Below are 23,730 nucleotides of genomic sequence, written 5' to 3' on the forward strand. Positions count from 1 at the left end.
AGAATAGCGGCCGGCTTCCCCGTCCCGGATTTCCCTTGAAGATCGCCAGCTGGAACGTCAACTCGCTCAACGTGCGCCTGCCGCACCTGCAACAGTGGCTGGCCGCGTTCGCGCCGGACGTGGTCGGGATCCAGGAGACCAAGCTGGAGGACCACAAGTTTCCCGACACGGCGCTGGCCGAGGCCGGCTACCGCAGCGTGTTCGCCGGGCAGAAGACCTACAACGGCGTGGCGATCCTCTCGCGCCTGCCGATCGGCGACGTGCAGATCGGCGTGCCGGGCCTGGAGGACGAGCAGAAGCGCGCCATCGCCGCCACCATCGGCGACCTGCGCATCGTCAATCTGTACGTGGTCAACGGCCAGGACGTGGGCACCGACAAGTACGCCTACAAGCTGCGCTGGCTGGAGGCGGTGCACGCCTGGCTGGCCGACGAGCTGCAGCGGCATCCGCGGCTGGTGGTGCTGGGCGACTTCAACATCGCCCCGGATGCGCGCGACGTGCACGATCCGCTGGTGTGGAGCGACAACCACATCCTCACCTCCACCGCCGAGCGCGGCGCCCTGCACAAGCTGCTCGCCCTCGGCCTGCACGACGGTTTCCGCCTGCACCATGCCGATGGCGGCCTGTTCAGCTGGTGGGACTACCGCCAGGCCGGCTTCCGCCGCGATCTGGGCCTGCGCATCGATCTGACCCTGGTGTCCGAGGCGCTGAAGGCGCGCACCCGTGCCGCCGGCATTGACCGCGAACCGCGCACGTGGGAGCGTCCCAGCGACCACGCGCCGGCCTGGATCGAACTGGAGACGGGCGCATGAGCGAGCGCCACGTGCGGCGCTGCATCGACAAGGTCGGAGATACCGCGATCGCGCCGCTGCACCGGCTCAGTTGCCACTGCGGTGCGGTGCAGATCGATCTGGAGCTGCCGCACGGCATCGTCGACCCGCGCCGCTGCAACTGCTCGCTGTGCCGGCGCCGCGGCGCCATTGTGGCGTCGGTCCCGCTGGCCGCCCTGCATGTCCGCGAAGGCGAGCAGGCGCTGCGCCTGTACCAGTTCCACACCCACACCGCGCAGCACTATTTCTGTGGCACCTGCGGGATCTACACCCATCATCGGCGCCGCTCCGATCCCAGCCTGTACGGCTACAACGTCGGTTGCCTGGAGGGCGTGGACCCGTATGCGCTGGCCATCGCGGTGCCGGTCGAGGACGGCGTGCGCCATCCGGCCGACCGCGCCGCGCCGTGAGCGCGGCCGCAAACGCAAAACGCCCGGCGAACCGGGCGTTTGCGCAAGCGGTAAAGGCGACGCGTCAGCGCGCGCGGCCGCGGGTGACCAGGTTGACGATCGCCAGCAGGATGATCGCGCCGATCAGCGAGTACAGGAACGTCCACAGGGTGATCGCCTGGTTGATGCCGCCGCCGAACAGCCAGCCGGCGATCAGCGCACCGACGATGCCAACCACGATGTTCAGGATGATGCCCTGCTGTGCGTCACGGCGCATGATGATGCTGGCCAGCCAGCCCACGATGCCGCCGACGATCAACCAGATGATGATGCCCATGCGTCAGACTCCTCGGTTCGGCCCGCACCAGGAGCGGTGGGGTGCGCGCCATTTAAGAAGCGCCGCCGTGAAGCGGTCGTATAGCGGCGGCACCGTGGCGCAGCGGCCATTGCGCTTTGTGGGTGCGGCGTGAGCGCGCCGCTGCCCCCGGCCGCCGCCGACGGCGCCGAGGCGCCGGACTGGCGCCTTGGCCCGGTGGCGCTGTGGCTGCGCCCGCATCCGCCGCGTACTTCTGGTGAAGCGCAGGCGCGGCACCTGCTGGCCGGCGAACTGGCGCTGCCGGCGGCGCAGTTGCCGCTGCGTCGCGATGCGCGCGGCCGGCCGGGGCTGCATGCGCCGCTGGCGCACCTGGACACCGGCTGGAGCCACAGCGGCGACTACCTGCTGGTGGCGGTGGCCGCGCACGCCCGGCTGGGCGTGGACATCGAGCGGCAGCGGCCGCGGCCGCGCCTGCTGGAACTGGCGCAGCGCTTCTTCCACCCGGACGAGGTCGCGCTGCTGGCGGCGCTGGCGATGCCGGCGCGCGAGGCGCTGTTCTTCCGCCTGTGGTGCGCCAAGGAAGCGCTGCTCAAGGCGCATGGCCACGGCATCGCCTTCGGCCTGCACCGGCTGCGCTTCGCCGAGGGCGCCAGCGGCGCGCTGCGCCTGGTCTGGTGCGACCCGGGCCTGGGTGAGGCCGAGGCCTGGCATCTGCACGAATGGGCGCCGGTCGCGGGCTACCGCGCGGCGCTGGCCTGGATCCCTGCGGCGCTGCCGTAGCGATCGCCGTGCGCACCGGTGCGCAGCCGGCGGCCGACCCGCGCCAGGCGCCGCGGGTGCCGTGCCTCAGGCGTCGAGCGCACCGGCGCGGCCATCCTCCACCACGAAGCGCTTGAGCGTGGACACCGTGGCGTGCGGATCGCGGCGTTCGGAGATCGCCTGCAGCCGGGTCTCCATCCGCGCCGGGCTCAGCGACACCGACACGTAGCCGCGCTGGCGGCTCTCGGCGTAGCGCACGTGCGGATTGTCCGGCAGCCGTCGCAAGATTTCCTCGTAAGGCGGGCCGTCGGAGGTGATCGAGGTGCCGACGAACTCCGTGGCCACGGTGGGCGCGTGCGGGTCGGTCGTCTCGGCCTTGAGATCGGTGACCCAGTAGGAATGGATGTCGCCGCCCCAGAACACCGGATTGCGCAGGCCGCTGCGGACGATGGCGTCGAGCATGCGCGTGCGCGTGGCCGGGTAGCCGTCCCAGCCGTCGGTCCAGGCGCCGACATGGCCGTCGTTGCGGTCGTGCTGCACGATCGGCGCGACCAGCAGGTCCTGCGCGATGATGTTCCAGCGCGCCTGCGAGCGGCCGAAGCCGCGGTACAGCCAGCGCTCCTGCGCCGCGCCGAGCATGCTGCGCGCCGGGTCGTTCAGGTCCTTGCAGTCGAGCGGCGCGACGTGCCCGCCGCGCCAGCCGTTCGGCAGGGGACAGGGCTGCTCGCTGCGGTACTGGCGCCCGTCGAGGACGAAGAAGCGCGCCAGCGCGCCGTAGTCCAGGGCCCGGTAGAGACGCATGTCGGGGCCGTGCGGACGATGCCGGGCGCGCAGCGGAAAGTGCTCGTACATCGCCTGATAGGCAGCGGCACGGCGGCGCAGGAAGGCGGCGGTGGGCACGGCCGGGTCCTGCGACCAGCGGTTGGCGTAGTCGTTCTGCACTTCGTGGTCGTCCCAGGTCGCCACGCAGGCGGAGCCCGCATGCAGCGCCTGCAGGTCGGGATCGGTGCGGTACAGCGCATAGCGGTTGCGGTAGCCGGCCAGATCGACGCAGTCGCCGCTGCCGTGGGTGCGCACCAGGCCGGCGGCTTCCTCGCCGCGGTGGCTGTACTCGTAGATGTAGTCGCCGAGGAAGAACACCAGGTCCGGGCGCTCCGCGGCCAAATGCCGGTAGGCGCTGAAATAGCCTTCTTCCCAGTGCGCGCAGGAGACGAAGCCGAAGCGCGCGCTGTCCAGGGCGCCAGGCGCCGGCGCGGTGCGCGCGCAGCCGAGCGGACTCTGCGCGCCCAGCGCCTCGAAGCGGTACCAGTACGGCCGTCCCGGTTGCAGGCCGCTGACCTCCACGTGCACGGCATGGCCCCAGCGCGGATGCGCCATCGCCACACCGCGCTGGACCACCTGGGTCATGGCCGCGTCGGTGGCCACGCGCCAGCGCACCGGCACCGGCGCACGCAGGCCGCCGCTTCCATCCGGCGCCAGCGGCTGGGGCGCCAGCCGGGTCCACAGCACCAGCCCGTCGTGCAGCGGGTCGCCCGCCGCCACGCCCAGGGTGAACGGATCGGCGCTGCCGCTGGCACGGGCGAACGGGCTCAGCAGCGGCGTCGCCGCCAGCAGGCCCAGCCCGGCCAGCACCCGGCGGCGGCCCGGATCGTGCGGGGCGTCGGCGGGCGCGTTCGGGGTGTCTGCAAGGTCGGACATGGGCAGAAGCGTGCTTGAAGACGACCGACAATGCTCGCGCGCGCCCATGTCCGCAACATGGCAGCACGCGCGGCGCCACCTGCGATAATCCACCGATGACCGATGCTTCCCTTCCCGATTCCGTCCGCGTCGCGCTCGAACAGGGCCTGCACGCGCAAGGCCTGGACGCCGCCGCGCTGGCGCCGCCGCTGCTGGCCTACCTGGCGCTGCTGACGCGCTGGAACCGCACCTACAACCTGACCGCGATCCGCGACCCGCACGAGATGGTGACCCGCCACCTGCTGGATTCGCTGGCGATGCAGCCGTTCGCCAGCGAGGGCGCGCTGGCCGACCTGGGCACCGGGCCGGGGCTGCCCGGCATCCCGCTGGCGATCGCGCGGCCGCAACTGCGGGTGACCCTGGTCGAAAGCAACGGCAAGAAGGCGCGGTTCCTGCGCGAGGCGGTGCGCCAGCTGCGCCTGGACAACGCGCGGGTGGCCGAGTCGCGCGCCGAGGCGCTGGACGAGGCCGGCGCCTACGACCTGCTGACCGCGCGCGCGCTGGACACGCTGGCCGGCATCGTCGCGGTCGGCGGCCACCTGCTGCGCCCGGGCGGGCGCCTGCTGGCGATGAAGGGCGTGCGTCCGGACGAGGAGATCGCCGCGCTGCCGCCGGGCTGGGTGGCGCCGACGGTGCACCCGCTGCAGGTCCCCGGCCTGGGCGCCGACCGCCACCTGGTGGTGGTCGAGCGCGGTTGAGCGGCGGCCGCGGCCGGCCCCGATTTCCGCCACGGGGGGCTGTGACCGCATAATGCCCGGTCCCACCCCCATCGCCGACGAGGCTCCCGCATGGCCCGCATCATCGCCATCGCCAACCAGAAGGGCGGCGTCGGCAAGACCACCACCGCGGTCAACCTGGCCGCGGCGCTGGCCCGCCAGTCGCAGCGCGTGCTGCTGGTGGACCTGGACTCGCAGGGCAATGCGACGATGGGCAGCGGCATCGACAAGCGCGAACTGGCCGCCTCCACCTGCGACGTGCTGCTCGGCGAGAGCAGCGCCGAACAGATCCGGGTGACCGCACCGGAAGGCTTCGACCTGCTGCCGGGCAACATCGATCTCACCGCCGCCGAGATCCAGCTGATGGACCAGCCGGCGCGCGAGCAGCGGCTGAAGACCGCGCTGGCGCCGCTGCGCGAGGCCTACGACTTCATCCTGATCGACTGCCCGCCGGCGCTGTCGCTGCTGACCCTGAACGCGCTGACCGCCGCCGACTCGGTGATCGTGCCGATGCAGTGCGAGTACTACGCGCTGGAAGGGCTGACCGCGCTGCTGGAGACCATCGAGGCGCTGCGCGCCGAGCTGAACCCGGCGCTGGAGATCGAAGGCGTGCTGCGCACCATGTTCGACGTGCGCAACAACCTGGCCAACGCGGTGTCGGCGGAGCTGACCAACCACTTCGGCGACAAGGTGTTCCGCACCATCGTGCCGCGCAACGTGCGTCTGGCCGAGGCGCCCAGCCATGGCCAGAGCATCGTCGGCTACGACCGCACCTCGCGCGGCGGCGTCGCCTACCTGGGACTGGCCGGCGAGATCGTGCGCCGCCGCAACGAACGCAATCGGCCGATGCCGGCCATGGAGACCGTCTGATGAGTGCCAAGCCCCCCGCCCTCGGAGCGAAGAAGCGCGGCCTCGGCCGTGGCCTGGAAGCGCTGCTGGGGCCGAAGGGCGCGGCCGCGCCGGTGCCCACCGCCGAAGTGCAGCCGGGCGAGAGCCTGCGCCGCCTGCCGGTGGGGCAGCTGCAGCCGGGCAAGTACCAGCCGCGGCAGGAGATGGACGAGGCCAAGCTGCAGGAGCTGGCCGAGTCGATCAAGGCGCAGGGCGTGATCCAGCCGATCGTCGCCCGCGAACTGGCGCCGGGCAGTTTCGAGATCGTCGCCGGCGAACGCCGCTGGCGCGCCTCGCAGTTGGCTGGGCTGAGCGAAGTGCCGGTGGTGGTGCGCGAGCTGGACGACCGCACCGTCATCGCCATGGCGCTGATCGAGAACATCCAGCGCGAAGACCTCAATCCGCTGGAAGAGGCGCAGGCGCTGCAGCGGCTGATCGACGAGTTCTCGCTGACCCACGCCGAGGCCGCCGAGGCGGTGGGCCGCTCGCGCGCGTCGGTGTCCAACCTGCTGCGCCTGCTGGAACTGCCGCCGGCGATCCGCGCACTGCTGGAGGCGCGGCGCCTGGAGATGGGCCATGCGCGCGCGCTGCTGACGCTGTCGCCGGAACTGGCCAGCCGCCTGGCCTCCGACGCCGCCGACCAGGGCTGGTCGGTGCGCGAGGTCGAGCACCGTGCCCAGCAGTTCGCCGCCGGCAAGGTGCCGAGCAACCGCAAGGCCAAGCCGGCGCGCACCGCGCCGCAGGCCGACATCGCCTCGCTGGAGACCGAGCTGTCCGAGTCACTGGGCACCAAGGTGTCCATCGCCCACGGCCGCGGCGGCAAGGGCAAGCTGGTGATCCACTACACCGATTTGGACACGCTGGACGGCGTGCTCGAGAAACTGCGTCCGCGGCAGGCCTGAGCGCCGCCGCCCGCGTCCGCCAGGACCGCCACCGCCATGCATCCCAGCAAGGTCGACCGCCACCACCTGCTGCGCCTGACCGACCTGCCCAACGTCGGGCCGGCCTGCGAGAAGGACCTGCGCCTGATCGGCATCCGCGTGCCGGCGCATCTGCAGGGCCGCGATCCGTACGACATGTACGCGCAGCTGTGCTTGCGCACGGGCGTGGTGCACGACCACTGCGTGATCGACGTGTTCCTGTCGATCGTGCGCTTCATGCAGGGCGAGATGCCGCGTCCATGGTGGGAATTCAGCAAGGAGCGCAAGGCGGCGCTGGCCAAGGACGCGCCGCTGACCCTGCGCTGAGGCCCCGCGCCGCGGCGCGAGGCAGCAACCGGAGCATTGCATGAGCCACCAGGACACGCAGATCAGCTCGAGCGGCATGCAGCACCGCCGGGCGAGCGCCATCGATCCGGGCGGCGTCAACGCCGGGCTGCCCTGAGCGTTGCCCGGTCGCGACGCCCGCCATTTCTTCGTCTTTCGTTTTCCAGGATTCCGCCATGCCCATCCTCGTCACCGGCGCCGCCGGCTTCATCGGTGCCCACACCGTCCGTGCGCTGCGCGCCGCCGGGCAGTTGGTGGTCGGCCTGGACAACTACAACGACTACTACGACCCGCAGCTCAAGCGCGACCGCGTCGCCGCGCTGTGCGCGGGCGCGGACATCCGCACGCTCGACCTGACCGACCGCGACGGCCTGGCCGCGCTGTTCGACGAGGTGCAGCCGACCCGCGTGGTGCACCTGGCCGCGCAGGCCGGGGTGCGCTATTCGCTGCAGAATCCCTACGCTTACGTCGACAGCAACCTGGTCGGCTTCGTCAACATGCTGGAGCTGTGCCGGCACCGCGGCGTCGAGCACCTGGTCTATGCCTCCAGCAGCTCGGTGTACGGCGATTCGGCGACGCCGCCGTTCTCCGAGGACCAGCGCATCGACCAGCCGCGCTCGCTGTACGCGGCGACCAAGGCCGCCAACGAGCTGATGGCCCATACCTACGCGCAGCTGTACGGCCTGCGCGCCACCGGGCTGCGTTTCTTCACCGTGTACGGCCCCTGGGGCCGCCCGGACATGGCGCCGCTGCTGTTCAGCCGCGCGGTGCTGGCCGGGCGCCCGATCGAGGTGTTCAACCACGGCCGCATGCGCCGCGACTTCACCTTCGTCGCCGACATCGTCGCCGGCGTGCTCGGCGCGCTCGATCACCCCTCCAGCGAGCCGGTGCCGCACCGCGTGTTCAACCTCGGCAATCACACCCCGGTGGAACTGGAGCGTTTCATCGCGGTGATCGAGGCCGCCGCCGGCCGCAGCGCCGAAAAGCTGTACCGGCCGATGCAGCCGGGCGACATGATCGAGACGATGGCCGATACTGCGCGGGCCCACGCTGCGTTCGGCTTCGATCCGAGCACCCCGATCGAGGTCGGCCTGCCGCAGGTGGTGGCCTGGTGCCGGGAGTATTTCGGCGCCGCCGCCTGACGCTTCATGCGCGGATCCATCGGTTCGCGGCACAATGCCCCGCTTTTTTCCCCACGCGCCCCCGCGCCCAGCCCTGCCGAATCCATGAGCCAGCTTTCCCTTTCCGTCGTCGTTCCGGTGTTCAACGAGCGCGACAACGTGCCGCCGCTGGTCGCCGAGATCGTCGCCGCGCTGCGCGGCACGATCGATTTCGAGATCGTCTACGTCGACGACCATTCGCGCGACGACACCCTGGCGGTGCTCGAAGGGCTGAAGGCGTCCACGCCGGAGCTGCGCGTGCTGCACCATGTCAGCCAGAGCGGGCAGAGCACCGCGGTGCGCAACGGCGTCAAGGCCGCGCGCGGGCTGTGGATCGCCACCCTGGACGGCGACGGCCAGAACGATCCGGCCGACATCCCCAAGCTGCTGGCCGCGCGCCAGGCAGCCGAGCCGCTGGTCAAGCTGTTCGCCGGCTGGCGGGTGTCGCGGCAGGACTCGGGCAGCAAGCGCTGGGCCTCGAAGTGGGCCAATGCGATCCGCGCGCGCATGCTGCGCGACGATACCCCGGACACCGGTTGCGGCATCAAGCTGTTCGAGCGCGAGGCGTTCCTGGACCTGCCGTACTTCGACCACATGCACCGCTACCTGCCGGCGCTGATGCAGCGCGCCGGCTGGCAGACCCTGAGCGTGCCGGTGAACCACCGCCACCGCACCTCGGGCGTCTCCAAGTACAACAACCTCAACCGTGCTCTGGTCGGCATCCGCGATCTGCGCGGCGTGGCCTGGCTGATCGCGCGCAGCCGCCGCACCGCGGTGCAGGAGCGCTGAGATGGAGGCGAACTTCCTCAACGAACCGATCCAGGCGCTGTACTGGACCGGGCTGCACGTCACCGGCTGGAAGCTGATCGGCTACGTCGGCGCGCTGATGTTCGGCGGCCGCTGGCTGGTGCAGTTCGTCGCCTCCAAGCGCGCCGGCAAGCCGGTGATCCCGCGCCTGTTCTGGTACATGAGCGTGGTCGGCAGCCTGATGACGCTGAGTTACTTCATGTTCTCGGCCAAGCAGGACTCGGTGGGCGTGCTGCAGAACCTGTTCCCCGCCTTTACCGCCTTCTACAGCCTGTACCTGGACATCAAGCACCGCGGCTGGCACCGCGACCGCGCGACGCATTGAGCGCGCTGCCGCTGCGCGCGATTGCAGGCGGCGCGTAATACCCTCCGATCGCAGCTGGCCCCGTGGTAGGAGCGGCTTCAGCCGCGACCGGAATCCTGTCGCGCCTGCGGACACGTCGGCAAGCACGCGCACAGCCTCTGCCAGGACCGTTCCGACAGGGATTCGAGCACTATTCCGACAGGCGCCATCGCCAGGCGCCGCTGTTGCCGCGCGAGGGCGAGGTGGATGCTGGTGCCATGCACATCCAACCAGCCAGAGGCCATCGCGCGTTGCGCGCCGGACGCCACAGCGATATGGGCCGGCTCTACCTGCTGACCGCGGTGACGTTCGAGCGGGCGCCGTTGTTCGCAGATTGGCGATGCGCCCGTGCGGCCGCCGCGTGTCTGGCAGAACGAAGCACCTGGCCGGATGCTCGCCTGCTGTGCTGGGTGCTGATGCCCGATCACTGGCACGGCCTGATCGAACTGCAGGCCACCATCACATTGGCCGATGCCATGCAGCGGGCGAAGGGGCGATGCGCCCGCGCTGTGAATCGTGCGCGAGGGCGTGGAGGCTGCGTCTGGTCGCGCGGCTTTCACGATCATGCGCTGCGGCGCGACGACGACGTCTTGCATGTCGCCCGTTACATCGTGGCCAACCCACTGCGTGCCGGCTTGGTGCCGCGCCTGGGCGACTATCCGTATTGGGATGCGGTGTGGCTGACTTCTCCACCGTGAAGTGGCAGTCGTGAGCGGGGGGATATTCGATGGAAGGCCCGCTGTAGGAGCGGCTTCAGCCGCGACGGGCATTCCCGGTAACGCCCGTCGCGGCTGAAGCCGCTCCTACGAAATGACGGCATGCCCGCTGGTTCCGGCAAAGCGCGTTAGCAGATGCCCTAATACCGTCATCGCATGCCATCGCCACACACAGGACTTCCGGCCCACCCGCGGAGCCGGGCCGGGATGCGATCATCGACGATCCGTTCCCGCCGTGTGCCGCCCATGCCGATGCTCGCCAAGACCCCGCTGGCCATTTCCCTGCTGATCGCGTTCGCCGCGGCCACGCCCGCACTGGCCGCACCGCCGGCGTCGGCAGCGTCCAGTGCGACACCGGCCACGGCCAATGCCAGCGCCGCCGATGCGCGGTTCCAGGCCATCTACGAGAAGGAATGGGCCTGGCGCCAGGCGCAGCTGGGCCAGGCCGACGAGGACAGCGACAGCAGCGGCGACAACACCCATCTGCCCGATGTCGGCGCGGCCGCGCAGGCCGCGCGCCTGAAGGTGTGGGACGACGTGCTGCGGCAACTGGACACGCTCGATGCCGCCCAGCTCTCGCCGGAGAACCAGGTCAACCTGGCGATCTACCGGCCGCAGGTGGAGAACCTGGCCGCGTCGGTGCGCCTGCGCGCCTACGAAATGCCGTTCAACTCCGACAGCGCGTTCTGGTCGGACCTGGCGTTCATGGCCCGGCGCACGCTGCGCACGCCCGACGAGTACCGCGCCTACATCGCGCGGCTGGAGGACGTGCCGCGCTACTTCGCGCAGCAGACCGACAACATGCGCGCCGGGCTCAAACGCGGCTTCAGCGTGCCGCGCGCAGTGCTCGACGGCCGCGACGGCGCCATCGCCAATGTGGCCGAACTGAAGGATCCGACCACCGCGGTGCTGTACACGCCGTTCAAGCAGATGCCGGCGCAGATTCCCGCCGCCGAGCAAGCGCAACTGCGCGCGCAGGCGCAGGCGGCGCTGCGCGACAAGGTGATCCCGGCCTACGCGCAGCTGCTGAGCTTCTATCGCCAGGAGTACATGCCGCAGGCGCGCACCACGCTGGCGGCCGAAGCCCTGCCCGACGGCAAGGCCTACTACCGGCAGCAGATCCGCGAGTACACCACGCTGGACATGGACCCCGAGCAGATCCACCAGCTCGGCCTGCGCGAGGTGGCGCGGATCCAGAAGGAAATGGACGCGATCATCCAGCAGGTCGGCTTCCACGCGCCGGCCGGGCAGAAGACCTTCCCGGCGTTCCTGCAGTTCCTGCGCACCGATCCGCAGTTCTACGTGAAGACCCCGCAGGAACTGCTCGATCGCGCCGCGTGGATCGCCAAGCGTGTGGACGGGGAGGTCGGCAAGTTCATCGGCACGCTGCCGCGCGGGCGCTTCACCATCGTGCCGGTGCCGGCGGACATCGCCCCGTTCTGGACCGCCGGCCGCGGCGGCGTCGGCACCTACTGGCTCAACACCTACGACCTGCCGTCGCGGCCGCTGTACAACCTGCCGGCGCTGACCCTGCACGAATCCTCGCCGGGCCATTCGCTGCAAGGTGCGCTGGCCGAGGAGCAGGGCGCACAGCCGGCGTTCCGCCGCGAGAACTACATCTCCGCCTACGGCGAGGGCTGGGCGCTGTACACCGAGAAGCTGGGCAAGGAGATGGGCATCTACGCCACGCCCTACGAGGACTTCGGCCGGCTCAGCTACGAGATGTGGCGCGCCTGCCGCCTGGTGATCGACACCGGTGTGCACCACAAGGGCTGGACCCGCGCGCAGGCGCAGGCCTACCTGCGCGAGCGCACCGCGCTCAGCGAGCACGAGGTCACCACCGAGGTCGACCGCTACATCTCCTGGCCGGGCCAGGCGCTGAGCTACAAGCTCGGCGAGCTGACCATCCTCGACCTGCGCGCCGAAGCCGAACGCGAGCTCGGCGCGGATTTCGACATCAAGTCCTTCCACGACGCGGTGCTGCAGCAGGGCTCGGTGCCGCTGCCGGTGCTGCAGCAGCAGATCCGCGCCTACATCGCCGCGCGCAAGAAAAAGGCCTGACCGCCGCCGCCCAGGCCGGCGCCACCTCCTGCGGGAAGGGCGCCGGCTAGCGGCGGATCAGTCGGCGCGGCGTGGCCCGGCCACGCGTGCGGCGAAGGTCGGCAGCACCAGCAGGGTCAGCGCGGTGGCGGTGATCAGCCCGCCGATCACCACCGTCGCCAGCGGTTTCTGCACCTCCGCACCGGAGCCGCTGGCGATGGCCATCGGAATGAAGCCGACGATCGCCACCAGCGCGGTGGTCAGCACCGCGCGCAGGCGGCTGCCCGCGCCGTCGATCGCCGCCTGCAGCGGCAGGTCGCCGGCCTCCAGGCGCTCGCGCATCGCCTGCATCAGCACCAGGCCGTTTAAGGTGGCCACGCCGGAGACGGCGATGAAGCCCACCGCGGCCGACACCGAGAACGGCATGCCGCGCAGCAGCAGGGCGAGCAGGCCGCCGACCAGCGCCAGCGGCACGCAACTGAACACCAGCACCGCTTCCTTGACGCTGCGCAGGGCCATGAACAGCAGGCCGCCGATCAGCAGGAACACCACCGGCACCACGGTCGCCAGCCGCCGCTCGGCACGCTGCAGGTTCTCGAACTGGCCGCCCCAACTCAGGTAGGCGCCCGGCGGCAACGCCACGTCGGCCACCGCGGCCTGCGCCGCGCCGACGAAACCGCCCAGGTCCCGGCCGCGCACGTTGGCCTGCACCACCACGCGGCGGCTGCCGTTGTCGCGGCTGATCTGGTTCGGTCCTTCGCTGACGGCGATGCGCGCCACCGACGACAGCGCAATCACCTGCCCGGTCGGCGTGGCGATCGGCAGCGCGGCCAACTGATCCGGATCGTTGCGCGCAGCATCGTCCATCCGCACCACCACGTCGAAGCGGCGGTCGCCCTCGAAGATCTTGCCGGCCGCGCGGCCGCCGATGCCGGTGGCCAGCGCGTCGCTCACATCCGCCGCGCTCAGCCCGACCTGCGCCGCCGCCGTGTGGTCGATGGTCACGTCCAGCGTGGGCAGCCCGGAGATCTGCTCCACCCGCACGTCGGCCGCACCCTCCACCGCGCGCAGCGTCGCCGCGATCTGCTCGGCCACCGTCTGCAACTGGCCGAAGTCGTCGCCGAAGATCATCACCGCCAGGTCGGTACGCACGCCGGAGATCAGCTCGTTGAAGCGCAATTCGATCGGCTGGCTGAACTCGAAGCTGTTGCCGAGCTGCTGCCCCACCAGCGCCTCCAGGCGGGCCACCAGCCGCTCCTTGTCCAGCGCCGGATCGGGCCAGTCCTTGCGCGGCTTGAGCACGATGACGCTGTCGGAGATGTTGGTCGGCATCGGGTCGATCGCCGCCTCGGCGGTGCCGGTCCGCGAGAACACCGTTGCCACTTCCGGCTGCGTGGCGATGGCCTGTTCCAGCGCCAACTGCATCGCCAGCGACTGTTCCAGCGAGGTGGACGGCACGCGCAGCGCCTGCATCGCCACATTGCCTTCGTCCAGCGTCGGCATGAACTCGCGGCCCAGCAGCGCGGACGCGCCGACGCCCGCCAGCAGCATCGCCACCGCACCGCCGGCCACCGTGCGCGGATGGGTGACGGCGGTGCGGATCACCGGGGCGATGCGCGTGCGCAGCGCGCGGAGCAGCCGCGTTTCGTGCGCGCCGCCGGCCGCATGCGCCACGTCGTCCGGCAGCGTCGGCTCGCGCACCAGCAGCGCCGTCATCGCCGGCACGAAGGTGAAGGAAAACAGGAACGCGCCGACCAGGGCCAGCATGAAAGTGGCCGCCATCGGCTGGAACGTCTTGCCCTCCACGCCTTCCAGGGTGAGGATCGGCGCGAACACCAGCAGGATGATCAACTGGCCGAAGGCGGCCGGCCGCGCCATCTTGCGCGCGGCCTCGGTGGCCACGCCCAGGCGCTCGGCGGCGCTCAACCCGCGGCCCAGCGCGGCGCGGCGCTGGCCGAGCATGAGCAGGGTCGATTCGACCACGATCACCGCCCCGTCCACCAGGATGCCGAAGTCCAGCGCGCCCAGGCTCATCAGGTTGCCGCTGATGCCGAAGCGGTGCATGCCGATCACCGCGAACAGGAACGACAGCGGAATCACCAGCGCGGTGATCGCGGCCGCGCGCAGGTTGCCCAGCAGCAGGAACAGGATCACCACCACCAGCAGCGCGCCTTCGGTGAGGTTCCTGGCCACCGTCTTGATGGTCGCGTTGACCAGCACGCTGCGGTCCAGCACCGGTGCCGCGACGATGTCCGGCGGCAGCGACGTGTTCACCTGCGCCAGCCGTGCGGCCGCGGCCTGCGCGACGGTGCGGCTGTTGCCGCCGGCGATCATCAGCGCGGTCCCCAGCACCGCCTCGTGGCCGTTGCGGCTGGCCGCGCCCAGGCGCGGGGCGCGACCAGAGGCGACCTCGGCCACGTCGACCACGCGCACCACGATGCCGTTGCGGATCGCCACCGGCGCCTGCGCGAGATCGTCGGCGCTCAGCGCCAGCCCATCGGCCCGCACCACCAGGCCTTCGCCGGCACGCTGCACGAAGCCGGCGCCGGCCTGCACGTTGGCGCGCTGCAGGGCGGTGACCAGGTCGGCCAGGCCCAGGCCGTGCGCGGCCAGTCTGGCGGTGTCCGGATGCACCCCGTACTCCTTGACGTAGCCGCCGACCGTGTCGACGCCGGCCAGGCCCGGGCTGGAGCGCATCTGCGGCGCGATGATCCAGTCCTGCACGGTGCGCAGATAGGTGGCGCGCTCCTGCGGCGTGCGCAGCAGCTCGCCGTCCGGCGTGCGGTAGACCTCCCCGGCCTGCCAGCCCGCCGCGCCCGGTCGCGCCACCCGCGCCGGGTCGAACGCGGTGAAGTCCACCGTCCACATCAGCACCTCGCCCAGGCCGGTGGTCACCGGCGACAGCCGCGGCGTCACGCCGTCGGGCAATTCCTCGGCCGCCTCGCGCATGCGTTCGGCCACCTGCTGGCGCGCGAAGTAGAGGTCGGTCGCATCGGTGAAGATCGCGGTGACCTGCGAAAAGCCGTTGCGCGACAGCGAGCGGGTGGCGGTCAGGCCGGGGATGCCGGCCAGCGCGGTTTCCAGGGGGTAGGTCACCTGCCGTTCGATCTGCTCCGGGGTCAGGGCCGGTGCCACCGTGTTGAGCTGTACCTGGCGGTTGGTGATGTCCGGCACCGCGTCGATCGGCAGCCTGCCCAACTGGAACAGGCCCACGGCGGCGAGCAGCGCGGCCAGGGCCACCACCAGCCAGCGGTAGCGCACGGCGGTGTCGATCATGAGGTTGAACATGGTCGCCTCCTCAGTGGCCGTGTTCGGCGTCGCCCTTGGCCAGTTCGGCCTTGAGCAGGAAGGCGTTGGCGCCGACGATGCGTTCGTCGCCGCGCAGGCCGCCGAGGATCTCGATGCGGTCGCCGGCGCGCCGCCCGACCAGCACCGGCTGCACCTTGAAGCCGCCAGCGACCGCCACGAACACCGCGTTGCGGCCCTCGACGGTCTGCACCGCATCGGTGGGGACGCTGAGCGCGCCGTCCTGGCCGTCGGTGACCAGCACCGCCGAGACCGGCGAGCCGGCCGGCGGCAGGGACGCATCGACCGGCATCGCGCGGATCACCGCGGCACCGCCCGGCTGGCGCAGGTCGGCCGCCGCCGCCGTGACCCGGGCGGCGAAGCTGCCACCCGTTCCGCGCACCTCCAGCGCCATGCCGGGCGCGACCTGCGCCGCCAGCGCCGGCGGCGCGCTGAACACCAGCTCGTTCATCGTCGGATCGGCTACCTCGGCCACCACGCTGCCGGCCGCGACCACGCTGCCGGGCGTGACCTGCACGTTGCCGACGATGCCGGCCACCGGGCTGACGATGCGCACGCGGCCGCTGGCATCGGGGGCGCCGCTGGCCGCGGCCTGGGCCTGCGCGGCAGCAGCCTGGGCCTGCGCCGCCAGCGCACGCGCATGCGAGGTTTCCAGTTCCTGGCGGGCGACCACGCCCTGTTCGACCAGGGCGCGGTCGCGGGCATGCGCCAGCCCGGCCGCCTTGGCCTCGGCCGCGGCCGCCAGGGCATTGGCGCGGAACACCGCGGCCTCGCCGCTGACCACGATGGCCAGCGGCTGCTGCGCCTGCACCGCGGCACCCGGTGCGACCAGCACGCGCTCGACCCGCCCGGTCACGGTGGAAGCCACCGAGGCGCGCGCGCCCACTGCCGGTTCGACTCGGCCGGCCAGGCGCACCGAGGCACCGCCGCCGCGGCCGACCGCGACCACGTCCAGGCCGGAGGCGGCAATCTGTTGCGGCGTCAGCCGCACCACGTCGCCGGTTTCGGCATCCGCGTGGGCAGTGGCATCGGTCTTGGCCACCGGTGCGTGGGCTGCGTCCTTGCCTTCGGCGCCATGGTCGTGCGCGTCGTCGGCCACCGGAGCGGCCTGCTTGTCGCCGGCGCAGGCGGCCAGCAGCAGCGCCAGCAGCACGCTGCCGGCAAGGGAGATCGAACGGGACAGGTTCATTGTGCCTCCATGAACGGCGCGCGCCCTTCCAGGCGGGCCAATGCGATTTCCGCCGCGACCCGCGCCAGGCGCGCGTCCACCGTGGTGCCGCGCGCGGCGATGAGCGCCGCGCGGGTGCTGCGCAGCTCCAGTTGTGCGATGCGTCCGGCATCGAAGCCGATGCGGGCCAGGCGGTAGGCCTCCTGCGCGGCGGCCACGCTCGTGTCGGCCGCGCGCGTGCGGCTGTCGGCGGCCTTCAGCGTGGCGAGTGCGGCCAAGCGGTCGGCGGCGCTGGCGCGGCGTTGCTGCTCCAGCCGCGCCTCGGCTGCGCGCCGTTCGGCGCTGGCGGCACGGATGCCGCCGCGGTTGCGATCGAACAGCGGCACGCTGAGGCTGAGGCCGAGCGTGTAGGCGTGGGCGCGGTCTTCGCGCAAACGCGTCTGTGCGGCGGTCAGGCTCAGCTCGGGCAGGGCACGCTTGCGCTCCACCGCGACCTGGCGGTCGGCGGCCTCGGCCTCCGCGGCGGCGATGCGCACCGGCAGCGCTGCCTCGTCGGTCGCGCGCGGCGACGGCGGCGCGCGGTCGAGCAGGCCACCGTCGAGGGACTGCACCGGTGTGTCCAGCAGGGCGATCGCGGCCAGGCGCGCCAACGCCGCGTCGCGGAACGCCTGCGCCTCGTCCAGTGCCGCGGTGGCCTCGGCCACTTCGCTGCGCGCCTGCACTGCGCGCAATTGCGGCTCGCGGCCCTGCGCGACCATCGCCTCGACGGCGGCCGCATCGTCGCCGATCAGGCCCAGCGCTTCCTCGGCAAGTGCATGACGGCGCAGCGCGCTTTCGGCCAGCGCGTAGGCCGAGGCCAATTCCCCTGCGGCCTCGCTGCGATGCTGCGTGCCGCGCATGGCGGCCGCGTCGGCGTCGGCGCGGGCCGCGCGGATGCGTGCGCCGCGTTGGCCCCACAGTTCCAGCGGTTGCGACAGGGTCAGCGAGGTTTCGGCGCGGGCGGTGCCCGCATAGGTGCCGCTGCCCCAGGCGTTTTCGGTGGACCAGGACAGCGACGGGTTGGGCAGCGCGCGGGCCTGTTCGGCGCGCGCATCGGCGGCCTCGGTCAGCGCCGCGCCGACGCGGCTGCCGGGCAGCTGGTCGAGGCGTTGCAGCAAGGTGTCGTATGAAGGGGCGGTCTGCGCCATCGCCAGCGCGGCCGGGGCCAGGCCCAGCAGCACGGCGACGACCCGCCCGGCCGCGCGCGGCGGCCGACGTGTCGGAGTCGACATGAGCAAATTCCAGAGGTGAGGGAAACGGAACCCCGCGATCGCGGGACACGCTCAACTCACGCTCTGGGCGGACGCTTCAATCCGTCCTGGACGATGCCTGCAGGGGAGGCGTCGACGGCCTGCATCCAGCGCGCCGGTCGCGGCGCGCCGAACACGGCGAGGGCGCTCGCCGGCAGGCTCAGATTCGAGTGGTGGCAATGGTTGTGGCTGCAGGCGCCGGCATGCTTGCCGTCACTGTCCTCGCCATCGGCATGCGCCGCGGCGGGCGCGTGCACCGCGTCGGCCGATTCCGGCTCCAGCGCGCAGGCCAGCGCATCGGCCACCGGCACGACCACGAACGCCGCCAGCAGCAGCATCAGCAAGGAGGTACGCAGTGGACGGAACAGGCGGCGCATGGTCTGGACGAGGCTAGCAAGCGGCTTGCGCCGGATACAATAGCAACGCCCGCCTGGTCCATCGGCCCGGACCTGCGCGCGGCGCCTGGCCCTGTGGACAACTTGCACAAGCCCTTGATCGCCTGCATAATGCGCGGCTCGCTGTGCCCGACGAGGTCGGGGCCGGCGGCCGGATGCGCGATCTCCGGCCGGCCTCTCCCAGCGTAACCGTTTGATTTCCCACGTCGCGTGGTGGCCGCAGGGCTGCCGGGGCCGCCGTCTCCCAGGCTATGGGCGACCAAACTACTATCGAGGTGCGCAATGTCCCGCGTATGCCAAGTGTCCGGCAAGCGTGTGCAGACGGGTAACAACGTCTCCCACGCCAACAACAAGACCCGCCGTCGTTTCCTGCCCAACCTGCACGAGCGCCGTTTCTGGGTCGCCAGCGAGAACCGCTGGGTCAAGCTGAAGGTTTCCGCGCACGCGCTGCGCACCATCGACAAGAACGGCATCGACACCGTTCTGGCTGAGCTGCGTGCGCGCGGCGAAAAGGTCTGAGGAGTAGAGCATCATGGCAGGCAAGCGCGATAAGGTCCGTATGATTTCCTCGGCCGGTACCGGCCACTTCTACACCACGGACAAGAACAAGAAGAACACCCCGGGGAAGATGGAATTCCTCAAGTACGATCCGGTCGTGCGCAAGCACGTCCTGTACAAGGAAGGCAAGATCAAGTGATCGGCTGATCCTCGGATCGCTGCTCACGCTGGACACCGAACCCGCCGCAAGGCGGGTTTCGTGCGTCTTGGGGGATGGAAAACACGCCGCCGCTGCGGCCATGGTTGCGTTTGCTGGCGCAGTCCGCAGAATCGGGCAACCTGGGTTGCGAGGATCGCGATGCTGCCGGTCTGGTTGGAAGGCACGTGGCTGCTGGCGCTGGACTGGTTGATCCGGCTGGTGGCGCTGTTGTGGATCCCCACCCGCACCACGCCGGGCGCCGCGCGCAGCTGGCTGCTGCTGGTGGGCTTCGTGCCGTTGCTGGGGCTGCCGCTGTACCTGTTGCTCGGCCACCCCTGGCTCTCGCGCGAGCGCATCCGCCGCCAGGCGCTGGCCTCGCAGGTGATCCGCGAGCAGCAGGTGCCGCTGACCGCGCTGCGCTGGGCGCCGCCGGCCGATACCGTGGTCGCCGAAGTGGTGCCGCTGGTCGAGCGCCAGGGCGACTTCATGCCGACCCACGGCAACAGCGTCGAACTGCTCGACCGCTACGCGCCCTCGCTGCAGGCGCTGATCGACGACATCGACGCGGCGGTCGAGCGCGTGCACCTGCTGTACTACCTGATGTTCGACGACGCGGTCGGCGATGCGGTGAGCGCGGCGCTGCTGCGCGCCGCCGCGCGCGGCGTGCAGTGCCGGCTGTTGCTGGATGCGCGCGGCGGCCGCCGCGGCCTGCGCCGCTACCGCAAGCGCCTGCATGCGGCCGGGGTCGAGGTGCAGGCGCTGCTGCCGGGCGGGCTGCGCTGGCGCCGCAGCGGCCGCATGGACCTGCGCAACCACCGCAAGATCGCGGTGATCGACAACCGCGTCGGCTACATCGGTTCGCAGAACCTGGCCGAGCCGCAGTTCGTGCCCGGCCATCCCAACCGCGAACTGGTGGCGCGGGTGCAGGGGCCGGTGGTGGCGCACCTGGAAGCGGTATTCGCCAGCGACTGGTTCATCGAGACCGGGCAGCGCCTGAGCGTGGTCGCGCCCGCCTCCATCCACGGCGGCGGCGTCGCCGCGCAGCTGCTGCCCAGCGGGCCGGCGTACCCGTTCGAGAACGCGCGCGACACGGTCAACGCGTTGATCCATCTGGCGCGGCGGCGCATCGTCATGGTCACCCCGTATTTCGTGCCGGACGAGGCCACGCTCAGCGCGCTGCGCATTGCCGCGCTGTCCGGGGTGGACGTGCAGTTGATCCTGTCCGAGAGCAACAACCAGCGGCTCACCGCCTGGGCGCAGGAGGCCTATTACGACGAGTTGCTGCGCAGCGGGGTCAAGATCGCGCTGTACCGGCCGTGCTTCCTGCACGCCAAGCACCTGAGCGTGGACGAAGGCATCGCCCTGGTCGGCTCGATCAACCTGGACATCCGCTCGTTCGCGTTGAACGCCGAGGTCGGCATGCTGTGCTACAGCGCCGCGGTGGTGCAGCGGCTGCGCGCGGTGGAGGCCGACTACCTGGCCGACGCGCGGGTGCTGACGTTGCAGGACTGGCGCAAGCGGCCGGCGTGGCGGCGCAGCCGCGAAGGCATCGCGCGCCTGGCCGATGCACTGATGTGACGCACGCCGATGACAGGCGCATGACGCGCTCATGCGCGATCGGTGCCGGCACATGCGCGACGGTTCTCAGCCATGGGCCGGCCCGGTGGGGGCTTCCCTTACAATCGCCGCATGAATGAGTGTGTGCCCAGCGACCCGGTCGACGACGACTGCGACATCGCCATCGTCGGTGGCGGCGCGGCCGGCGTGCTGGTCGCCTTGCACGTGCTGCGCCAGGCCAGCACCGCGCTGCGCGTGCAACTGATCGAATCGCAGCCGGCGCTGGCGCAGGGCGTGGCCTATGCGACGCCCTGCGCCGAGCACCTGTTGAACGTGACGGCCGGACGCATGAGCGCCTTCGCCGACGCGCCCGACGACTTCCTCGACTGGCTGCAGCAACAGGCGCTGTATCCGCAGCTGGCGCGCGCGGCGCTGGCCGAGGCCTACGTGCAGCGCCGGCATTACGCCGCCTACCTGCGCGCACGCCTGCTGCAGGCGCAGGCCGCGGGACCTGCGCGCCTGCAATGGCGGCAGGCGCGGGTGCTGGCGCTGCATCCGCAGCCGACCGGCGGTCAGATTCTGCAATTGCACGACGGTGGACAGCTGCACGCCGGCGCCACCATGCTGGCGCTGGGCAACAGCCTGCGTCCGCTGCCGGCGCGCGGCGCCCCCAGTCTCGACGCGCCGTCGCGGATCGAGGCCTGGGACTACGCGCAGTTGCAGGCGATTCCGCGCGAGGCCACGGTGTGCATCGTCGGCTCCGGGCTGAGCATGGCCGACAGCGTGCTGACGCTGCTGGCCAATGCGCACCGCGGCCCGGTGCACGTGGTCTCGCGGCACGCCTTGCTGCCGTTGCCGCACGCCGCGCATGGCGCGCCGGCCGACTTCGATGCGCAGGCATTGCTGGCGATGCCGTTGCGCCAGCGGGTGCGCGCGCTGCGTCGCCACGCGGCCGCGGCACAGGCGCAGGGCCGGCCCTGGCAGAGCGTGATGGACCGGATACGCCCGCTGAGCCAGGCGCTGTGGCAATCGCTGTCGATCACCGAGCAGCGCCGCTTCCTGCGCCACGTGGTGCGCTACTGGGACGTGCACCGGCATCGCATCGCCGCGCCGGTGTTCGCGCAGCTGCAGGCGATGCGCCGGGTCGGCCAGTTGCGCCTGCACCGCGCGCGGCTGGACACGGTGTTCCCGGTCGGCGCCTGTGTGCAGGTCAACGGCATGGGCGCCGACGGCGTGCCGCTGCAGCTCGACGCCCACTGCGTGATCAACGCCACCGGCGTCGAACTGCGCGCGCAGACCATGCGCAATCCGCTGCTGCACCAGTTGCTGGGCTGTGGCCATGCGCAGCCGGGGCCGCACGGCATCGGCGTAGGCAGCGCCGCCGATGGTGCGTTGCTCGACGCCGACGGCCACGCCACGCCGCGCATCCGCGTGCTCGGTAGCCTGCGCATCGGCAGCCTGTGGGAAAGCCTGGCGATCCCCGAGTTGCGGGTGCAGGCGCAGCAGACCGCGCAGGCGCTGCTGGCGCTGGCGTCGCCGGCGCCTGCCGCTGCGCACTGAGCACCGCCGTGCATGCCGGCCGCAATTGCGCGCGGCGCAGCCGTGACCTCCTTTGTAGGAGCGGCTTCAGCCGCGACCGGGATTTCGGTAACGCCCGTCGCGGCTGAAGCCGCTCCTACGGCGACAAGACGTTTGCATCGGTTCTAGCCGTCACGAGCATTGCCGCTCCTACAGGTGGGTCGCCCGTCGCGATCAGCGGTTCCCATCCATCGCGTTTTGCGGCGTGCGCCCGAGCAACAGGCAAATCGCGATCGCCGCCAGCGCGGTGATCGCCGCCAGCACCCGGGTGAGCGTGCCGAAGGCCGCGGCGTAGGCCAGGCGCAATTGCGTCGCGGACAGCGCGCCCTCGGCCATGGCGGACAGATCGCCGGCGACCAGCCGCTGTGCGGTGTCTGCCAGGGCGGCGTGCGGCAGCAGCGGCGCGACTGCGGCCAGTTGCGCCTGCACCAAGGTCGCGAGCAAAGCCGCCACGCTGGCCAGGGCGATGCCTTCGCCGGCCACGCGCAGCGTGCCGAACAGGCCGGCGGCCATGCCGGCGCGTTCGGTCGGCACCACGCTGACCGACAGCGCATCCATCAGGCCCCAGGGCACAGCGGTGCCGGCGCCGATCAGCAGCAGCGCCGGCAGCGCCTGCGCCGGTGGCCGCGCGCCCAGCCAGCACAGGCCGACCGCGGCCACCGCCAAGCCGGCCGCGGACAGCCAGGCCGGGGCGATGCGCTGCGCCAGTACCGCGGCCAGGCTCGGCACCAGCAGCATCGGCGCCGACAGTGCCAGCAGCGTCAGGCCGGCGCTGGCGGCGGGCGCACCATCCACGCCGATCATGCGCAGCGGCAGCAGCACCAGCAGCACCACGTAGCTGTAGCAGGTGGCGACCGGCAGCAACTGCACGCCGACGAAGCGCCGGTAACGGAACAGGCTCAGGTCCAGCAGTGGATGCCGGCGGCGCCGTTCGATCCGCACGAAGCCGAGCAGCAACAGCGCGGCGGCGCCGAGCAGGGCCAGCGGCGCGGCGCTGCCCCAGCCGCTGTGCGGCCCCTGGATCAGGCCGGCGGTGAACAGCGCCAGCGCCGCGCTGAAACACAGCGCGCCGGTACGGTCGGGCGGACCGGCGGCAGAGTCGCGCGAGGCCGGCAGCCAGCGCGCGGCCAGGGCCCACGCCAGCGCGGCGACCGCGGCCACGCCGAAGAAGATCGCGCGCCAGCCCAGCCGTTCGCTCAGCGCGCCGGCGGCCAGCGGGCCGAACGCCAGGCCGGTGCCGAAGGTGGTGCCGAGCAGGCTGAACGCGCGCGTGCGCGCCGCGCCGGTGTACATCTGCGCCAGCGCCGCGGTGCCGGCGGCGAGCGCGGCGGCGGCACCGACACCCTGCAACGCCCGCCACAGGTCGATCGCCGCGACCGAGCCGGCCACGGCCACGCCCAGGCTGGCGCTGGCGAACAGCGCCAGGCCGACGAGGAACACCCGGCGCCGCCCATGCCGGTCGGCCAGCGCACCGGCGGCCAGCAGCAGGCTGCCGAAGCTGAGCATGAAGGCGTTGGTGATCCAGGCCAGGGCCAGTGCGCTGCCGCCCAGGGCCGCGCCGATCGCCGGGGTGGCGACGGCACCGCCGGAGAAGTTCAGCGGCAGCGCCAGGGCGGCCAGGCACACCGCGGCCAGGGCGGCGCCGCGGCGCGGCAGGGAAGTGGGATCAGGAGATGAAGCGGCGGTCATCGGAGCGGCTCTTGCGGCGGATGTCGGAAGGCCACTAGAGATAACGGGGCGGCAATTCACGAAAAAGGCCGTGATCCTCCGGGCT

At 71.6% G+C, this 23,730-nt stretch carries 23 protein-coding genes; 16 read left to right on the forward strand and 7 right to left on the reverse strand.

What is annotated here, in order from left to right:
- Nucleotides 1–35 precede the first annotated feature (35 nt).
- The gene (gene xth, locus RAB71_RS01210) at nucleotides 36–812 is read left to right on the forward strand and encodes an exodeoxyribonuclease III (RefSeq protein WP_010342753.1); all 777 of its coding nucleotides are present in this window, start codon (nucleotides 36–38) and stop codon (nucleotides 810–812) included.
- Nucleotides 809–1,240 (forward strand): GFA family protein, encoded by a 432-nt coding sequence (locus RAB71_RS01215; RefSeq protein WP_010342752.1) that lies wholly within the window; start codon nucleotides 809–811, stop codon nucleotides 1,238–1,240. Before xth ends, RAB71_RS01215 begins: the two co-directional genes overlap by 4 nt.
- A gap of 64 nt (nucleotides 1,241–1,304) precedes the next feature.
- Here RAB71_RS01215 and RAB71_RS01220 read toward each other — a convergent pair whose 3' ends face one another.
- On the reverse strand, nucleotides 1,305–1,556 hold the full coding sequence (locus RAB71_RS01220) for a GlsB/YeaQ/YmgE family stress response membrane protein (protein ID WP_010342751.1): 252 nt from the start codon (nucleotides 1,554–1,556) through the stop codon (nucleotides 1,305–1,307).
- 129 nt (nucleotides 1,557–1,685) lie between these two features.
- On the opposite strand from RAB71_RS01220, the gene RAB71_RS01225 reads away from it, so the two are divergent.
- Nucleotides 1,686–2,315 carry a 4'-phosphopantetheinyl transferase superfamily protein gene (locus RAB71_RS01225; RefSeq protein ID WP_010342750.1) on the forward strand — a complete coding sequence of 210 codons (630 nt, stop codon included), beginning with the start codon at nucleotides 1,686–1,688 and terminating at the stop codon, nucleotides 2,313–2,315.
- Nucleotides 2,316–2,381: 66 nt separating this feature from the next.
- Here RAB71_RS01225 and RAB71_RS01230 read toward each other — a convergent pair whose 3' ends face one another.
- Nucleotides 2,382–3,992: an alkaline phosphatase gene (locus RAB71_RS01230; RefSeq protein WP_010342749.1), complete on the reverse strand. Its 1,611-nt coding sequence runs from the start codon at nucleotides 3,990–3,992 to the stop codon at nucleotides 2,382–2,384.
- A 95-nt stretch (nucleotides 3,993–4,087) separates the two neighbouring features.
- Between RAB71_RS01230 and rsmG the strand changes: the two genes are divergently transcribed.
- From rsmG to RAB71_RS01275, 9 genes are all read left to right on the forward strand, one after another.
- Complete coding sequence (gene rsmG, locus RAB71_RS01235) at nucleotides 4,088–4,729, forward strand: 16S rRNA (guanine(527)-N(7))-methyltransferase RsmG (protein WP_010342748.1); 642 nt, start codon at nucleotides 4,088–4,090, stop codon at nucleotides 4,727–4,729.
- Between the two features lie 90 nt (nucleotides 4,730–4,819).
- Entirely contained in the window at nucleotides 4,820–5,617 is a 798-nt protein-coding gene (locus RAB71_RS01240; protein WP_010342747.1) for a ParA family protein, read from the forward strand.
- Nucleotides 5,617–6,537 carry a ParB/RepB/Spo0J family partition protein gene (locus RAB71_RS01245; RefSeq protein ID WP_010342746.1) on the forward strand — a complete coding sequence of 307 codons (921 nt, stop codon included), beginning with the start codon at nucleotides 5,617–5,619 and terminating at the stop codon, nucleotides 6,535–6,537. Before RAB71_RS01240 ends, RAB71_RS01245 begins: the two co-directional genes overlap by 1 nt.
- 36 nt (nucleotides 6,538–6,573) lie before the next feature.
- On the forward strand, nucleotides 6,574–6,882 hold the full coding sequence (locus RAB71_RS01250) for a helix-hairpin-helix domain-containing protein (RefSeq protein ID WP_010342745.1): 309 nt from the start codon (nucleotides 6,574–6,576) through the stop codon (nucleotides 6,880–6,882).
- A 194-nt stretch (nucleotides 6,883–7,076) separates the two neighbouring features.
- On the forward strand, nucleotides 7,077–8,042 hold the full coding sequence (locus RAB71_RS01255; protein WP_010342744.1) for an NAD-dependent epimerase/dehydratase family protein: 966 nt from the start codon (nucleotides 7,077–7,079) through the stop codon (nucleotides 8,040–8,042).
- 84 nt (nucleotides 8,043–8,126) lie between these two features.
- Nucleotides 8,127–8,849 (forward strand): glycosyltransferase family 2 protein, encoded by a 723-nt coding sequence (locus tag RAB71_RS01260; RefSeq protein WP_010342743.1) that lies wholly within the window; start codon nucleotides 8,127–8,129, stop codon nucleotides 8,847–8,849.
- Nucleotide 8,850: 1 nt separating this feature from the next.
- Nucleotides 8,851–9,192, forward strand: a complete 342-nt coding sequence (locus RAB71_RS01265) for a lipid-A-disaccharide synthase N-terminal domain-containing protein (protein WP_010342742.1) — start codon at nucleotides 8,851–8,853, stop codon at nucleotides 9,190–9,192.
- Between the two features lie 236 nt (nucleotides 9,193–9,428).
- Nucleotides 9,429–9,908, forward strand: a complete 480-nt coding sequence (locus RAB71_RS01270) for a transposase (RefSeq protein WP_234006513.1) — start codon at nucleotides 9,429–9,431, stop codon at nucleotides 9,906–9,908.
- Between the two features lie 270 nt (nucleotides 9,909–10,178).
- Nucleotides 10,179–11,987 (forward strand): DUF885 family protein, encoded by a 1,809-nt coding sequence (locus tag RAB71_RS01275; RefSeq protein WP_040901847.1) that lies wholly within the window; start codon nucleotides 10,179–10,181, stop codon nucleotides 11,985–11,987.
- 57 nt (nucleotides 11,988–12,044) lie between these two features.
- On the opposite strand, the gene RAB71_RS01280 is transcribed toward RAB71_RS01275, so the two are convergent.
- Genes RAB71_RS01280 through RAB71_RS01295 form a run of 4 tightly spaced genes read right to left on the reverse strand, consistent with a single transcriptional unit; the run spans nucleotide 12,045 to nucleotide 18,106 of the window.
- Complete coding sequence (locus RAB71_RS01280) at nucleotides 12,045–15,254, reverse strand: efflux RND transporter permease subunit (protein ID WP_041499799.1); 3,210 nt, start codon at nucleotides 15,252–15,254, stop codon at nucleotides 12,045–12,047.
- Nucleotides 15,255–15,264: 10 nt separating this feature from the next.
- The gene (locus tag RAB71_RS01285) at nucleotides 15,265–16,461 is read right to left on the reverse strand and encodes an efflux RND transporter periplasmic adaptor subunit (protein WP_010342736.1); all 1,197 of its coding nucleotides are present in this window, start codon (nucleotides 16,459–16,461) and stop codon (nucleotides 15,265–15,267) included.
- The gene (locus RAB71_RS01290; RefSeq protein ID WP_010342735.1) at nucleotides 16,458–17,711 is read right to left on the reverse strand and encodes a TolC family protein; all 1,254 of its coding nucleotides are present in this window, start codon (nucleotides 17,709–17,711) and stop codon (nucleotides 16,458–16,460) included. The genes RAB71_RS01285 and RAB71_RS01290 overlap by 4 nt, the downstream gene beginning before the upstream one ends.
- A gap of 56 nt (nucleotides 17,712–17,767) precedes the next feature.
- Nucleotides 17,768–18,106 carry a hypothetical protein gene (locus RAB71_RS01295; RefSeq protein WP_010342734.1) on the reverse strand — a complete coding sequence of 113 codons (339 nt, stop codon included), beginning with the start codon at nucleotides 18,104–18,106 and terminating at the stop codon, nucleotides 17,768–17,770.
- 300 nt (nucleotides 18,107–18,406) lie between these two features.
- Here RAB71_RS01295 and rpmB point away from each other — a divergent pair, with 300 nt between their 5' ends.
- The 4 genes from rpmB to RAB71_RS01315 all read left to right on the forward strand — a co-directional run bounded on the left by rpmB (nucleotide 18,407) and on the right by RAB71_RS01315 (nucleotide 21,938).
- Nucleotides 18,407–18,643 (forward strand): 50S ribosomal protein L28, encoded by a 237-nt coding sequence (gene rpmB, locus RAB71_RS01300; protein WP_010342733.1) that lies wholly within the window; start codon nucleotides 18,407–18,409, stop codon nucleotides 18,641–18,643.
- A gap of 10 nt (nucleotides 18,644–18,653) precedes the next feature.
- Nucleotides 18,654–18,821, forward strand: coding sequence for a 50S ribosomal protein L33 (rpmG, locus tag RAB71_RS01305; protein WP_169411268.1), 168 nt, complete (start codon nucleotides 18,654–18,656; stop codon nucleotides 18,819–18,821).
- 159 nt (nucleotides 18,822–18,980) lie between these two features.
- Entirely contained in the window at nucleotides 18,981–20,399 is a 1,419-nt protein-coding gene (gene cls, locus RAB71_RS01310) for a cardiolipin synthase (protein ID WP_010342732.1), read from the forward strand.
- Nucleotides 20,400–20,510: 111 nt separating this feature from the next.
- Nucleotides 20,511–21,938 (forward strand): FAD/NAD(P)-binding protein, encoded by a 1,428-nt coding sequence (locus RAB71_RS01315; RefSeq protein WP_029562055.1) that lies wholly within the window; start codon nucleotides 20,511–20,513, stop codon nucleotides 21,936–21,938.
- Between the two features lie 192 nt (nucleotides 21,939–22,130).
- Here the strand turns inward: RAB71_RS01315 and RAB71_RS01320 are convergent, their stop codons facing one another.
- Nucleotides 22,131–23,645, reverse strand: coding sequence for an MFS transporter (locus RAB71_RS01320; RefSeq protein ID WP_010342730.1), 1,515 nt, complete (start codon nucleotides 23,643–23,645; stop codon nucleotides 22,131–22,133).
- Nucleotides 23,646–23,730: the final 85 nt, after the last annotated feature.

Source organism: Xanthomonas sacchari (assembly GCF_040529065.1).
Taxonomy (GTDB): Bacteria; Pseudomonadota; Gammaproteobacteria; order Xanthomonadales; family Xanthomonadaceae; genus Xanthomonas_A; species Xanthomonas_A sacchari.